This window comes from Bacillus sp. FSL K6-0994, assembly GCF_038630815.1.
GTDB classification, from domain to species: domain Bacteria; phylum Bacillota; class Bacilli; order Bacillales; family Bacillaceae; genus Bacillus; species Bacillus safensis.
This window is the reverse complement of the sequence record NZ_CP152043.1, coordinates 2,919,829-2,934,295: the sequence shown is the minus strand read 5'-3', so window position 1 is coordinate 2,934,295 and position 14,467 is coordinate 2,919,829. Positions and strand designations below refer to the sequence as shown.

The following is a 14,467-nucleotide window of genomic DNA, read 5'->3' as shown; positions in this document are numbered from 1 at the left end:
TTTTTATGGGAAGAAGCAGGGATTATTATTTAGAGGATCGAACTATTTTTTAAGCATAAAAGGGGGAGATACGTTCATGAAGAAATTGATGACGGCAGAAGATTTAACGAAGATTGTTTCTGTTTCCCATCCGGTTTATTCACCAGATGGAAAAAAGGCAGTCTTTACAAAAGTCACTGTGAATGAGAAAAAAGACGATTACAACATCCATTTATGGGTTCGAGATGAAGAGACAGAGGAGCTGGCACAATGGACATTTGAGGATGGAAAGCATCATCAGCCAGTTTGGTCAAAAGACGGCAGGCAGCTTGCTTTTATTTTACAAAAGCCAAAGGAAGTCCCTCAGCTGGCGCTCATGAATAGCGAAGGAGGCGGCGTGCGAACCTTAACGACGATTCCTTACGGAGTATTTCATCCTGTCTTTTCTCCAGATGGTGCTTTTCTTTATGCGGCTGTGTCATTGAAACAATCAGAATCTGTTCATGATGAAAAAAAGGAAGAGCAAGATGACTTTGCTCCAGCGGTATATGATGATTTGACCTATAAAGCTGATGGAAGAGGCTTTTTAGATGGGCGTGTCACGCAGATCGTGAAGGTGGATATCGATTCAGGAGAGATAGAGCCTGTCACGAGCGAGCAGGTTCATCATATGAATCATACGATTTCTCCTTGCGGCAAATGGCTTGCCTTTATTCAATTAAATCCACAGATACCTTACATAAGTGACGTGTGTCTTCTGTCATTAGAAGATGGTCAGACAAAAAAGATCACACAAGCAAATGGCGCTTATTCCACCGTATCTTTTTCTCCGAATGGAGAGAGTCTTTTGTATATTGGACATGAGCGTGAATTTCAAAATGCCACCTTCCCATCACTATGGTTGTATGATCTGAAGGAAGAAAAGACGGTTCAACTGTCAGAAATGCTCGATATGTATGTTGGGAACTGTATGGCAGGAGATAGCGTGATGGGAGAGGTCTATCAGCTTCCGCAGTGGACAAAGGACAGCCAAGGGTTTTATGCGCTTGTTTCTGATCAAGGCAGTACAGGGATTTATTATTTCTCTATTGAAGGTTTAGCCTATCCTGTTCGACTAGAGGCGGAACATATCACCAATTTCAGCCTTCATCCAGATGAATCCAAACTGCTGCTCAGCCGGCTTTCACCTGTCTCACCAAGTGAGCTGTATGAGATGACATTAGGGGAGACAGAACTAAAGCAAATCACATTCGAGCATCATGATTTTCTAAAGGAGCATATCGTATCGGAACCTGAACCATTTTCTTTTCAGTCAAAAGATGGAGACGAGGTGCATGGCTGGTTTATGAAGCCTTCCAAGATGGAAGAGGGAAAGAAATATCCGCTCATTCTAGAGGTTCATGGCGGACCGCATGCGATGTATGGTCATACGTATTTTCATGAATTTCAAATGCTCGCTTCTGAAGGCTATGCCATCGTGTATATCAATCCGCACGGCAGTCATGGGTATGGACAGATGTTTACCGATCGCGTGAGAGGAAGCTATGGTGACGTTGATTATGACGATGTCATGCAGGCTGTTGATCATGTGCTCACAGCCTATGATTTCCTTGATGAAACAAGGCTTGGCGTGACAGGCGGCAGCTATGGCGGTTTTATGACCAACTGGATTGTCGGTCAGACCGACCGCTTTCGCGCAGCGGTCACACAGCGCTCCATTTCAAACTGGATTAGCTTTTACGGCATCAGTGATATTGGTTATTTCTTTACAAGGTGGCAGATTGATGGGGATATTTATGATTCTGTCGATAAGCTATGGGATCGTTCGCCGCTAAAATATGTGAAGCAGATGAACACGCCGCTGCTCATCTTGCACAGTGATGAAGATTATCGCTGTCCAGTTGATCAAGCAGAGCAGCTTTTTGTGGCCTTGAAGGAGCTTGGGAAAGACACAAGATTGGTCAAATTCCCGAAGGCATCTCATGATTTATCCAGAAGCGGCCACCCGGGGCAGCGTATTCAAAGACTGACTTTTATAAAGGAATGGTTTAGAGAAAAGCTAGCCTAATAAAAAACGACCCTTCAGCGTGCTGACAAACCCTCGCATTCGGTGTCAGTCCTGCGTGCTGGTGCTCACGAATAGAAAATTCGCTCCGCGCCAGTACTCGTCCTTCCTAGACTTCAAGGGTTTTCATATCACGCTGAAAAGAAGACAAAGGGCTAAAGCCTTTGTCAATCATGAAAAAAACGACCCAAATCGGGTCGTTTTCATGTCATATATGAATTAGAAAACCTGTTCAACTTCTACAACGCCAGGCACTTCTTCTAATAATGCGCGCTCAATACCGGCTTTCAATGTAATGGTTGAACTTGGGCAGCTGCCGCATGCACCAAGAAGACGTAATTTCACAATGCCATCTTCAATGTCTACAAGCTCACAGTCTCCACCATCACGTAATAGAAATGGACGAAGTTTGTCCAGTACTTCCTGTACTTGGTCTTTCATTTCGACTTCAGTCATTAGATATAATCGCTCCTTTCACAACATATCACCATTATATTCATCTGGACGATAAAAATCTATTGATTGGTTTCAAAGTTTCCTTTTCATTATAGCACAATCTCATCTTGAAACAAAAAGTGATTTTTGCTTTTTTCATCCAGAAAATTCAGCTAAAATGAAGTAAGAATAGGGGGCTTGTCAAATGAACAAAACCGTCGATCTTTATGTTTATGGAAGAGATGTACTGTGCGCCAGCTGCGTGAATCTGCCTTCTTCAAAAGATACGTTTGAATGGTTAGATGCAGCATTAAAACGAAAATATCCGAATCAGCCATTTCGCATCACATATATTGATATTGAGCACCCGCCAGAAAATGAACAACAAAAGGAATTGTCTGAACGAATTCTTGATGATGAATTCTTTTATCCGCTTGTCTTAGTAGAGGATCAAATCGTTGGAGAGGGCAATCCAAAATTAAAAGACATTTATCAAGAAATGGAGAAATACGGGTACAAGGAGAGCAGTGAATAAGCTGTTCTTTTTTTGAGGAAGAAAATAGAACAAACGTTCCATTTTGTGTTGAAAAAGAACGTTTGTTCGTTTATAATGAAATGAAAGGAGCGTGAGCATCATGAATTATTTACTGAAACAATCTCTTCATCAGCAAATACCGATTGAGATGATTTATATGAAGAAAAATGGAGAGTGCACAAAGAGAAAAATCATTGTCCACCGTCAAACGGATCAGCTCATCCAAGCATATTGTTTATCGAAAAAGACGATGAGAACCTTTCGTAAAGACTGCATCCTTGCCCTTGCTCCGATCAAATGGACCCACTCATCGGCACATGCCGTTTCATAGAAAAAAGCTCCCTCATCATGAAGGAGCTTTGAGAAAAAATTCACATAATTTTAGCCGTTGTGATGTTTGTACATCCAAAGGAGTCCAGATTTCAGGAGTCTTGGCACCCGCCCAACAAGTGGACGATCAGCCACTAAGCCAAAGCCGGCTTTTTTCCCTAAAGAACCTAAAACACCTTTTAGCTTAAACTGTGGATAAGCCTCAGGAAGCGGCTCATTTTTCCAGCGTTTTTGCAGCGATTGGACAATTTGTTCTGCCTGCGCCTCAGCAAGCTGTGCACTTGGGGCATGCGGCAGACTTGCGCAGTCACCTACAACATATACATGCTCATCCCCTGGGAGGTTGTGATGAGGAGTTAATACGACGCGGCCTTGTGCGTCTTTTTCAACATCCATCTCACGTACCACTTTGCTTGGCTGTATTCCTGCTGTCCACACGATGACATCTGCTTCAATCGCGTCATCATGGTTGTAAACGACACCTTCTTCAACCTTTGTAATATTGGCACAGTTAATGATCTTTACGTCATTTTCTTCAAACCACTTTTGCACATACAAACTTAATCTTTTTGGGAAGCTCGATAGAATCAGCTCTCCGCGGTCGAAAAGAATAATGTTTAAATCAGCACGGCTTTCTCTTAGTTCACTGGCCAGCTCTACCCCGCTAAGTCCAGCACCGACGATGCCAACCGTTGCACCTGCGCTCAAATTGTTTAATTTGTTATACGCATGTCTTGACTGATCAATGGTTTGAATGCTGTATGTATGTTCTTTCGCACCAGGGACATTATGATACTTGTCCTCACAGCCGAGTCCAATCACCGTGTCATCATACGGAATCGGTTCACGGTCGCTGAATAAAATCTGTTTGTTTTCAATATCAATTTTTTCTACTTCCCCGTATTGAATATCCAGCTTCGGATGCTCTGGAAAAGATACTCGAATGTGATGATCAGAGATCGTTCCAGCAGCAAGTGCATAATATTCTGTTTTTAAACAGTGGTAAGGATTTCGATCAATTAATGTGATAGTGACATCATCAGGTAATTGATTTGGCAATAAGCGGTGGAGAACCCGCATATTCCCGTAACCTCCGCCGATCAAGACTAAATTTTTCATGACGATTCTCCTTTTCCCCGTAGACATTGAAAAACACTTATACTAAAAAACTTTAAGTTAAAATACCAAATAAAATTATATCGAATTTACTGTGAAACCACAATAATTGTTTCAAAATAACCTACATATTCATCAGTTAGTCCTAAATAGTAAAACATTTTACGAGGAATAGGCGTAACGATACAGATGAAGCTCATATTTTGACTAATACAAGGAATTTCGGTAGGATGGTAAGGCAATGTGAGGTGAAGCACAGTGTTTCCACTGATCGAATTTTGTGTAAGTAATCTTGCACAAGGGTCTCAAGAAGCAAAAGAGAAGCTTGAAAAAGACCCAAACCTAGACGTAATGGAATACGGCTGTTTAAGCTATTGCGGCAAATGTATGGACTCCCCATTTGCACTTGTGAATGGAGAATTTGTTTCAGGAGAAAATGCAGAGCAGCTAGTCGAGCGTATTTATGCTTTTATAGAGGAAAACGACATGTTTTAAATGCACCACATGGGTCATGAGGTGCATTTTTTTCACATTTTCATCTTCCATTTTTAAGGAGAATTAATAGAAAGCGCATCCAATATGTTATGCTAATAAAATATCATCAATATGAAGCATCACACGAGAGAAAAAGAGGCATATGCATAATAAAAGCCCTTTGCCATGACAGCAAAGAGCTTCTATGTATGAAAAACGGGGGATGATAAGATTGTCTCCTGAATCGACTCCTTTTATACTATAAAGAAACAACATTTTTGGAGGAAGCTCATGACATCATTTCAATTCACGAAAATGCACGGATTAGGAAATAATTATATTTACGTCAATCAGATGAAGGAACAGCTTCCAGAAGAGCAGCTATCAGAGATAGCGATCCGCGTTTCTTCTGTTTATACAGGAATCGGTTCTGACGGGATGATCCTTATTTGTCCATCAGATGTTGCACCTGTGAAGATGCGCATTTTCAACAATGATGGATCAGAGGGCAAAAACTGCGGTAACGGGCTGCGCTGCGTTGCAAAGTATGTGTATGAGCATCAAATTGTGACGGACACAACATTCCAGATTGAGACATTGTCAGGACTTGTTGAAGCTACCGTTCACGGTCAGGATGGTCACGTTCAGCTAGTCACAGTAGATATGGGAAAACCACGTTTTGAAAAAGAAGCGATGCCAATGCTTGGTGAACCGGCCAGCACAACGATTAATGAGCCACTTGATTTTGGCACTGCGAATTTAAATGGAACAGCCGTTTCAATGGGAAACCCGCACATCGTTTTTTATTTAGAGGACATTGAAAAAGCACCGCTTCATACACTTGGACCAATCATCGAAAAACACGACATGTTCCCAGAAGGGGTCAATGTAGAATTTGTAGAAGTTGTCAGTGAAACAGAACTTCATTTTCGTGTGTGGGAAAGAGGTTCAGGGATTACCCAAGCCTGCGGAACAGGGGCTTGCGCTGCGGCTGTATCCACAATCGTGAATGGTCAGGCGAAAAAAGAAACAGACATGACCGTTCATTTAGCAGGCGGAGACCTCATCATTCGCTGGAAAGACAATGACCACGTGCTCATGACAGGACCTGCTGAAACGATTTGTGACGGCACATTTTATCTCTAAACCATTTATTTGAGAAAAGGCATCATCACGTTTATAATTGAAAAGAAACATCCAGTCAAAAGGAGGGATGATCATGAGTACACCAGTAACCATTACAGAAGCTGCTGCACTGCAGATTAAAGATATGATGAAAGAACATGAAGAAGAAAATGCGTTCCTTCGAGTGGGCGTAAAAGGCGGCGGCTGCAGCGGTCTCTCATACGGCATGGGCTTTGACCATGAAGTCTCAGAGAAAGACACGCAGTTCGAACAGCACGGCATCAATGTCCTTGTCGATTCCGAAAGCCTTGATATCATGAACGGAACTATCATTGATTTCAAACAGTCACTCATGGGCGGCGGTTTCACGATTGACAATCCGAACGCCATCGCGTCATGCGGGTGCGGTTCTTCTTTCAGAACAGCGACGAATACCGGTACGCCGGAAGAGTGTTAAGGGTTAAAACGATTCATTCTGTAAAACCATTTGTATAATGAAGACCTCCTCATATTAATCATTTTCTTGAGGAGGTTTTTTGTGTTGTTTTTAAAGATGCAAAAAAAGGACATGACTTCAATCACTCAGCACGTCCTCTTTATAAAGATATTTAATTAGAAAAAAGCTCGCAGTTTCTTAGTATTTCCTCTGTTCATCTTCCACATCTTTTCAAAAGGTTTCATCATGGTGTGTCGGAAAAAATGTTCTATGTTGTGTTTCGTTTAGAATAACGTTTCGTGTTAATCGATTGTATTCTCAATCATCATTTTCAAAGCTGTTCTCTCTTTTATGAAGAGTAGTAAAGACTTTCATGGCTTCGCTCATAAATGATGCTAAGCCCTCACCATAACGATCTATATTCTTTGTGAAACGTTCATCTTGAATATAGAGTTGGCCTAAACCGTAAAAAGCATCAAGAGAGTAATAACGAAAGTTTTCGTTTAAAAAGTCGTACCATTGTTTGATGACGATTTGCACCTCTTTGGATTTAGGGGATTGGCTGCGAAGAGAGGCTAGTTTATTCAATATGCTATCCCAGCTATCAGATAATTCAATTTGTTCATCTTTAGACAAATGATTTAGTTTTGAGCTGACTTCATCAACAGCTTGATTTCCCCAACGGTGACGAGCTTCTTCTTCATATTGGCTAAAATTCATATTCATATTCTCAAACCTTTCTTTATAGGTGTATTGAGTTACTCCCGTTAAATGCTGCAGCGTCTTATCAATATTACCGATCATTTTATCGAGATTATCTCGTTTCTCTATTAACATTTTTCTTTGTAGCATAAATGCTTCTTTCTTATTAAATGAAGGATTGTGCATCATCTTTTGGATTTCCTTCAATGGAAATCCAAGTTCTCTGAAAAATAATATTTGCTGCAATGTTTCAAGGTTTTCTTCTGAATAGAGTCGATAACGATTATCTGTGACTTCACTTGGGGTCAATAAACCAATCTTGTCGTAATGATGAAGTGTACGAATGCTAATACCAAATAATTCAGCCACTTCTTTTACTTTCATTTCAATTCACCTCTCTTGATATCCACTATAAAATATGACGTTGCGTTAGGGTCAATCATCTTTTTTAAAATTTAAATCATGGATTGTTGATCTTGTTTGAAGCAGCGGATTCAAGGAGCTATGTTTTTTTCTCGCAAATCGCTCAATTTTGTTACAGCTGGCACGAACAACTGGCTATTTCCACTCGAAAAGAGTATCATGAGAACCAAACATAAACTGTAGTCAGAAAAGAGGTTGCTGAGGTTTGAGTGAACAAATCAATTGCAGGAACTGTCATGAACTGATTCCGTATCGGTCCAAAACGTGTCCGTCTTGCGGGATTGAGAAGCCGCTTCCGAAAAAGGAACGTGTGAAGGATCGGGTGATTTTGGTTGTGGCAGGGATTGTTGTGGTGCTGCTTGCTGCAATGGTACTTGGGATGGCAAATGCCTATATTGGGATTTTTAAATAAACGAAAAAGGAGTTCCGCGAGTGGGAACTCCTTTTTTGATCCGCTCTTATTTGTTTTCAAATAAGCTTGTGGAATGGAGAGGCTGTACACGGGCTTTCGGGTCCATGTAAGCTTTCGCATTGTTGACAGCAGTTGGTGCTTCACCAAATCCGCTTGCAATCAATTTGACTTTTCCTTCATACGTACAGATGTCTCCTGCCGCATAGAAGCCTTCAATGTTTGTTTCCATTGTAGATTTCACCACGATGGAGTTCTTTTCGATTTCAAGGCCCCATTGTTTGATTGGTCCAAGGGAGGAAACAAAACCGAAGTTGACGATCACGTCGTCCACATCAAGCACTTGTTTTTTGTCGCCTTTGACTTCTTCGAGCACGATTTGTTCAATGCGGTCTTCACCAATGAGCTCAGTTGGTACAAATGGTGTCAGTACATTGACTTTCGAGTTGTGCAGGTTTTCTACACTGTGCTCATGCGCGCGGAATTTATCGCGGCGGTGAATAATGGATACTTCTTTTGCGATTGGTTCAAGCATAAGTGCCCAGTCCACCGCAGAGTCTCCGCCCCCAAGAACGGCAACACGTCTGCCGGCAAATTGGTTCAAGTCATTAATGAAGTAATGCAGGTTGCTTCCTTCAAATGATTCTGCTGCATCTAGTTCAAGCTTTCTCGGTTGGAATGCACCGTTACCAGCTGTGATGATGATTGTTTTAGAATAATGAATCTCTTGATTTGTCACAAGTTTAAAGATCCCATCTGCCTGTTTTTCAACCGTTTCAACTGCCTGCTCTAAGCAAATGGTTTGATCAAATTTATCCATTTGTTCCTTTAAGTTATCAACTAATTCTTGTGCGCGGATTTTTGGGAATCCAGCCACATCATAAATATATTTTTCAGGGTAAAGAGCGGAAAGTTGACCGCCGAGCTGAGGAAGGCTTTCAATGATTTTCACACTTGCCTGTCTCATGCCTCCGTAAAACGCAGTAAATAATCCAACTGGGCCGCCCCCGATAACGGTAATGTCATATACCTTAGAATCTTCTTGCATTCCTTTAATCCTCCCAAATGAAAATTGTTATCACTATATCATATCATACCACATATCGTCGTTTGACTTGTTTTGAAAAACTTGTCGTTTTTTGATGCTGAAGCTTTGAAAAGGAGGAAAAAGTGAGAAAGACCGTTTATCATAAGGATTTTCAGTTTAAAGCCTTGAAAATTGGAGCAGAACTCGCTATTATTGTTAAGGGAACTAAATATTAATTTTTTATGAATTTTTGTCGGATACGGTCAAATGCTTTCGTTTTATGTAGGTGAAAGTTCAGATTTTCACATACTTATTTTTTTGTTTAAATTTCATAAAATGCCGCAAAGCGGTTGAGAATAACGATATGTAATTCTTTATCCGTTTTACAGCAAATTTAAAAAAGGTGGATGTGATTCCAGTGAATAAACCGAAAATCGTTGTATTAGGTGCAGGTTATGGCGGATTAATGACTGTAACAAGATTAACAAAACAGCTTGGCACAAATGATGCGGACATTACTCTTGTGAACAAGCATAATTATCATTACGAAACAACATGGCTTCATGAAGCAAGTGCAGGTACTCTTCATCATGACCGCTGTCGTTATCAAATCAAAGATGTGATTAACAGTTCCCGTGTCAACTTTGTACAAGCAACAGTTGAAAGCATTGATAAGGAAGCAAAGAAAGTTGTGACATCAGAGGGCGAACTTTCTTATGACTACCTTGTTGTTGCACTTGGTGCTGTTCCTGAAACATTTGGTATTGCAGGACTGAAAGAATACGCATTCTCAATCTCTAACATCAACTCTGCTCGTCAGCTTCGTGAGCACATTGAGCTTCAATTTGCGACGTATAATACGGATGCTGAAAAACGTCCAGAGCGTTTGACAATCGTTGTCGGCGGCGCAGGATTCACAGGTATTGAGTTCCTTGGTGAGCTTGGAAACCGTGTGCCTGAGCTTTGCAAAGAGTATGACATTGATCAAAAAGACGTGCGTATCATCTGTGTAGAAGCTGCGCCAACAGCTCTTCCTGGATTCGATCCAGAATTGATCGACTATGCGATGAACTACCTTCAAGGTAAAGGTGTTGAGTTCAAAATTGGTACAGCGATCAAAGAATGTACGCCTGAGGGGATCATTGTTGGAAAAGACGATGATACAGAAGAAATCAAAGCTGCAACTGTTGTTTGGGCTGCAGGTGTACGCGGTAACCCAATCGTTGAAGAAGCTGGTTTTGAAAACATGCGCGGCCGCGTAAAAGTGTCTCCAGATCTTCGTGTACCAGAAAATGATGATGTCTTCATCATTGGTGACTGTTCATTGATTATCAATGAAGAAATCAACCGTCCATACCCACCAACTGCACAAATCGCTATGCAGCAAGGTGAAACAGTAGCGAAAAACCTTGCAGCACTAGTAAAAGGCGGTTCTCTTGAAAGCTTTAAGCCAGACATCAAAGGAACAGTTGCTTCTCTTGGTGAACACGACGCTGTAGGTGTTGCGTTTGGTAAAAAACTTCAAGGAACAAAAGCTTCTGCAATGAAGAAAATCATCGACAACCGTTCTTTATTCATGGTTGGCGGACCAGGACTTGTTCTGAAAAAAGGAAAATTCAAGTTCTTCTAAACCATTATAGACAAAAACGTGTATCCTCGTGATACACGTTTTTTTATAAGTTGTGGTATATTTTCTCACTTGGTCATCGGCAGCAAAATATGTTATGATAAATTATCAGAAAATTTAGATTAAGGAGTGAGCAATATGAATGCACAAACAAAGGAAAAAACATCAACCTGTCAATATTGTTCAGGAAAAGGGTATTTTCAGCTATTGCTCGGCGGATCTGAAACGTGTGAGGAATGTAAAGGGACAGGAAAGAAGCGTTAATCGATCTGCTTTTTCCATTGATTGACTTCATCTCTATTTCCAAGTTAAACTAATGATGGGATATTTGGGGGTGGAGATGAAGTGATCAGTTTACCAGTCGTTATCATTTCAGTTATTTTATTTTTCGTGTTATTCTTCGGCATTGGCTTTTTGCTCAATATGCTGCTGAGAATGTCATGGATTATGGCTATTTTATATCCAATTGTATGCCTTTTCATTATCAACAATCAAAAGATGATCGCTTATGTAAGAGAGCCTGGCACCGCTTTTTCAGGAATAGGAGACCGGATCGTCTCACTCGCTGCGGCAGATATCATCATTTTATTAAGCGGCTTGATCGGTGCAATCACATCAGGTTTTGTCATTAATGCACTTCGAAAAAGAGGGTATCAAATGTTTTAACTCACTTGTGGACACGCAAGTGGGTTTTTTTGTTTCTCCTTTGCATAGTTTCCATTTTGTTTGGAAACAAATAGATGGGTAGAGGAGTGACAAATAGAGATGAAAACATGGATGAAACGATTGTTCATGACAGCCCTATTCATGCTTGCACTTTTGACAAGCTTTACGGGCATATCTGGAGTCGAACCAAGTGATTTAGCTGCGTGGGTGAAAGAGACCGATGCGGGCAGGCAAGTATCTTCTTTTTTTCAGCAGCCAAAAAGGGAAACGATGGCACTCAAAAGTGAAGATGCGCGGTCTGTTTCTCTCGAAGAGGCGTTTAATTGGAACGATTACCCGAAACAGAAGGTTGTGGCAACCGGCTATACAGCAGGTGTGGAATCAACAGGCAAAACGAAGGAACATCATGCATATGGCATTACATATTCAGGCGTTAAAGTGAAACGTGATTTATATTCAACAGTGGCAGCCGACCCATCTGTTTTTCCGATTGGAACGGTGCTGTTTATCCCGAACTATGGCTACGGTGTGGTTGCAGATACCGGGAAAGCCATTAAAGGTCATAAGCTTGATTTATACTATGAAACCGTTGATGATGTGTATAGAGAATGGGGTAAAAAAGTGCTCGATGTGTATATCATCAAAAAGGGTGAAGGGACGTTAACGGAAAAAGACTTAAATCAGCTCAATGAAGCAGAATCGATGCAAGTATTCCGTCAGCAGTTTCAAGCCAATAAAGAATAAAAAAGCTTTGGGCCGTTTAAGGTCCAAAGCTTTTTCGCTTCTACATAAAGTAATAATCTAAGATGAGTGTCAGCAAGATCCCTGTTAAGCCGCCGAAGAAGACTTCAATCGGCTTATGACCAAGAAGCTCTTTTAATTTCTTTTGCTTTTCTTTTTCTTCCGCATTTGGGAAATTCTTTGCTTCGGAAACAAATCGGTTAAAATCTGTTACGAGCTTGTTGAGAACAGTCGCCTGTTCTCCTGCCTGTCTGCGAACGCCTGTCGCATCAAACATGGTAATAATGGCAAAGATGGCGGAAATGGCAAAGATAGATGTATCTAGCCCGTGCTCTAAAGCCACTGCTGTGGAGAGTGCTGTTACTGCTGCGGAGTGTGAACTTGGCATTCCGCCTGTGCTTGTAATGAGCGACCAATCTAGTCGTCTAGAAATGATAAATTGAATCGGTACTTTTACAAATTGTGCAAAAAAGATGGCTGCTAGGCTGGCAAGCAGCGGAAAATTCGTCAGTACGCTCATGAACAAGAAACATCCTCTCTTTAAGAAAAAATATCGTGCGAAATGATGAACTAAAAATCCTAGTATGATGAAAAAATGATAGCAGTAAAAAAAGCTGCCAAGTCCATGTTCATTATAACATTAAAGAAAGTAGATGTGGAACGAGGAGAACACGGACAGGCTGCTCAGGTTTTCGCCGCTTTTTCATGATGCCCTTCCGCGTGTGAAAATATAAATGTTCATCAAGTAAAGACAGACTGGCAATGATCGTATAGGCACGCAAATTTTGATATAATAGAAGTTCCAATGTGAAAAATGGAGTTCATTAAGGAGCGTGTGATAAATATGTTTTTCTCGACAAATGAATTGCAGCATAAAGATACACTGGCGATCGGACTTTTTCAAAAGAGCCAATTATCAGGAAAAGCAAAAGAAATGGATGAATTACTTGAAGGAAGAATCACTGAATTATTAAAAGAAGGCGACATTTCATCCAAACGAAATCAGCTTTCGAAGTTTTTCCCATCCCCTGAAACAGGCATCAAACGCATTTATTTTGTCGGGCTTGGGAAGGAATCAGATTACACGTTTGAAGAGGCAAAAGAAGTGTTTGCCCATTTATTCAAAAAGCTTCATCAAGATAAAAAGCAAGCGGTTTCTGTCTTGCTGGATACGTTTATTGGAAAGGATCTGCCTGCTCAAGATGCAGCTCATGCCCTTTCTGAAAGCTGCCTTTTAGCTACATATGAATTACAGGATTTTAAACATAAAACAAATGAACCGGATCGTTTTATCGAGTTTGTTTATGCAACGACAGAGCATGATCAAGCTGAAATTCAGGCGAGTTTGAAAGTCGGCGAAGTGTACGGACAGTCAGTCAATTCAGCTCGTACCCTTGTGAATATGCCGCCAAACATGCTCACATCCTCTGATCTGGCTTCGTATGCGGCAGAGCTTGCATATAAATATGAATTTGAGATTGAAATCTTAGATAAAGAACAAATGGAAGAGCTCGGAATGGGTGGTATTTTAGCCGTCAATAGAGGCTCAACAGAACCGCCAAAGCTCATCGTATTGAAATATCAAGGCAAGGAAGAATGGACAGACGTCATCGGCCTTGTCGGTAAAGGCATCACGTATGATACCGGCGGCTATTCTTTAAAGCCAAGAGCGAGTATGGTTGGCATGAAAACAGATATGGGCGGCTCAGCGTCTGTTTTAGGTGCAATGGAAATCATCGGCGAACTTCGTCCAGAGCAAAATGTCATTGCGGTCATTGCCTCAACCGATAATATGATCTCGGCAGACGCTATGAAGCCGGACGACGTGATTGTGTCACTAAGCGGTAAAACAATCGAAGTGCTCAATACGGATGCAGAAGGCCGTCTTGTTTTAGCAGATGGGGTGACATATGCGAAGCAGCACGGTGCCTCTGTCCTTGTAGATGTGGCCACATTAACAGGCGGTGTCATTGTGGCGCTTGGAAATGAGACAACAGGCGCGATGACCAATAACGATGAGCTGTACGCTCAGTTTAAAGAAGCATCAGAAGAATGCGGTGAAATGATCTGGCAGCTGCCCATCACGGAAAAAGATAAAAAAAGAGTACGAAACAGCAAAATGGCGGATCTCAATAACTCGCCAGGCCGTGATGGTCATGCGATCATGGCAGGTGCTTTCATTGGCGAATTCGCAGAGGATACCCCTTGGGTTCACTTAGATATTGCAGGAACAGCTACAACAGAAAAACCTTCATGCTTTGGACCAACAGGGGCAACAGGTGTAATGGTAAGATCACTCGCAACATTTGTGGAACGATTTGAAGGAAAGAAATAAAGGAGAAGGCTCTGCCAAGTGGCAGAGCTTTTTTATGTAGGA

General features: G+C 41.3%; 16 protein-coding genes and 1 pseudogene. 12 read left to right on the top strand and 5 right to left on the bottom strand.

All coding sequences use genetic code 11. The features are described from left to right. The first annotated feature begins 76 nt into the window (after nt 1-76). Complete coding sequence (locus MHB69_RS15435; protein WP_342495746.1) at nt 77-2,047, top strand: S9 family peptidase; 1,971 nt, start codon at nt 77-79, stop codon at nt 2,045-2,047. A 216-nt stretch (nt 2,048-2,263) separates the two neighbouring features. Here MHB69_RS15435 and MHB69_RS15430 read toward each other — a convergent pair. Then, a pseudogene (locus MHB69_RS15430) lies at nt 2,264-2,563 on the bottom strand (NifU family protein). Nucleotides 2,564-2,684: 121 nt separating this feature from the next. Here MHB69_RS15430 and MHB69_RS15425 point away from each other — a divergent pair. Beyond that, on the top strand, nt 2,685-3,014 hold the full coding sequence (locus MHB69_RS15425; RefSeq protein ID WP_034282615.1) for a YuzD family protein: 330 nt from the start codon (nt 2,685-2,687) through the stop codon (nt 3,012-3,014). A gap of 100 nt (nt 3,015-3,114) precedes the next feature. Further along, entirely contained in the window at nt 3,115-3,345 is a 231-nt protein-coding gene (locus MHB69_RS15420) for a hypothetical protein (RefSeq protein ID WP_046313316.1), read from the top strand. 50 nt (nt 3,346-3,395) lie between these two features. On the opposite strand, the gene MHB69_RS15415 is transcribed toward MHB69_RS15420, so the two are convergent. Continuing rightward, nucleotides 3,396-4,463: an NAD(P)/FAD-dependent oxidoreductase gene (locus tag MHB69_RS15415; RefSeq protein WP_034282611.1), complete on the bottom strand. Its 1,068-nt coding sequence runs from the start codon at nt 4,461-4,463 to the stop codon at nt 3,396-3,398. 255 nt (nt 4,464-4,718) lie between these two features. On the opposite strand from MHB69_RS15415, the gene MHB69_RS15410 reads away from it, so the two are divergent. The 3 genes from MHB69_RS15410 (at nt 4,719) to MHB69_RS15400 (ending at nt 6,516) form a co-directional block, all read left to right on the top strand. Beyond that, nucleotides 4,719-4,955 (top strand): YuzB family protein, encoded by a 237-nt coding sequence (locus MHB69_RS15410; RefSeq protein WP_008346813.1) that lies wholly within the window; start codon nt 4,719-4,721, stop codon nt 4,953-4,955. Nucleotides 4,956-5,225: 270 nt separating this feature from the next. Further along, nucleotides 5,226-6,080, top strand: a complete 855-nt coding sequence (gene dapF / locus MHB69_RS15405) for a diaminopimelate epimerase (protein WP_342495745.1) — start codon at nt 5,226-5,228, stop codon at nt 6,078-6,080. A 73-nt stretch (nt 6,081-6,153) separates the two neighbouring features. Beyond that, nucleotides 6,154-6,516: an iron-sulfur cluster assembly accessory protein gene (locus MHB69_RS15400; RefSeq protein ID WP_024423354.1), complete on the top strand. Its 363-nt coding sequence runs from the start codon at nt 6,154-6,156 to the stop codon at nt 6,514-6,516. 297 nt (nt 6,517-6,813) lie between these two features. On the opposite strand, the gene MHB69_RS15395 is transcribed toward MHB69_RS15400, so the two are convergent. Continuing rightward, complete coding sequence (locus tag MHB69_RS15395) at nt 6,814-7,581, bottom strand: MerR family transcriptional regulator (protein WP_342495744.1); 768 nt, start codon at nt 7,579-7,581, stop codon at nt 6,814-6,816. A gap of 244 nt (nt 7,582-7,825) precedes the next feature. Here MHB69_RS15395 and MHB69_RS15390 point away from each other — a divergent pair, with 244 nt between their 5' ends. Continuing rightward, entirely contained in the window at nt 7,826-8,032 is a 207-nt protein-coding gene (locus MHB69_RS15390) for a hypothetical protein (RefSeq protein ID WP_024425965.1), read from the top strand. Between the two features lie 46 nt (nt 8,033-8,078). Here MHB69_RS15390 and yumC read toward each other — a convergent pair whose 3' ends face one another. Continuing rightward, on the bottom strand, nt 8,079-9,077 hold the full coding sequence (gene yumC / locus MHB69_RS15385; RefSeq protein ID WP_034282604.1) for a ferredoxin--NADP reductase 2: 999 nt from the start codon (nt 9,075-9,077) through the stop codon (nt 8,079-8,081). Nucleotides 9,078-9,468: 391 nt separating this feature from the next. Here yumC and MHB69_RS15380 point away from each other — a divergent pair, with 391 nt between their 5' ends. From MHB69_RS15380 to MHB69_RS15365, 4 genes are all read left to right on the top strand, one after another. Further along, a complete protein-coding gene (locus MHB69_RS15380; protein WP_170825856.1) occupies nt 9,469-10,686 on the top strand; it encodes an NAD(P)/FAD-dependent oxidoreductase in 1,218 nt (405 codons plus the stop codon). A gap of 135 nt (nt 10,687-10,821) precedes the next feature. Continuing rightward, the gene (locus MHB69_RS15375; protein ID WP_157840088.1) at nt 10,822-10,947 is read left to right on the top strand and encodes a YuiA family protein; all 126 of its coding nucleotides are present in this window, start codon (nt 10,822-10,824) and stop codon (nt 10,945-10,947) included. An 81-nt stretch (nt 10,948-11,028) separates the two neighbouring features. After that, a complete protein-coding gene (locus MHB69_RS15370) occupies nt 11,029-11,349 on the top strand; it encodes a YuiB family protein (RefSeq protein ID WP_024423349.1) in 321 nt (106 codons plus the stop codon). Nucleotides 11,350-11,448: 99 nt separating this feature from the next. Then, nucleotides 11,449-12,093 (top strand): 3D domain-containing protein, encoded by a 645-nt coding sequence (locus MHB69_RS15365; protein ID WP_034282599.1) that lies wholly within the window; start codon nt 11,449-11,451, stop codon nt 12,091-12,093. A gap of 40 nt (nt 12,094-12,133) precedes the next feature. Here MHB69_RS15365 and MHB69_RS15360 read toward each other — a convergent pair whose 3' ends face one another. Then, nucleotides 12,134-12,610, bottom strand: a complete 477-nt coding sequence (locus tag MHB69_RS15360) for a divergent PAP2 family protein (protein WP_024423347.1) — start codon at nt 12,608-12,610, stop codon at nt 12,134-12,136. Between the two features lie 324 nt (nt 12,611-12,934). Between MHB69_RS15360 and MHB69_RS15355 the strand changes: the two genes are divergently transcribed. Then, the gene (locus tag MHB69_RS15355; protein ID WP_034282598.1) at nt 12,935-14,425 is read left to right on the top strand and encodes a leucyl aminopeptidase; all 1,491 of its coding nucleotides are present in this window, start codon (nt 12,935-12,937) and stop codon (nt 14,423-14,425) included. The last annotated feature ends 42 nt before the right edge of the window (nt 14,426-14,467 follow it).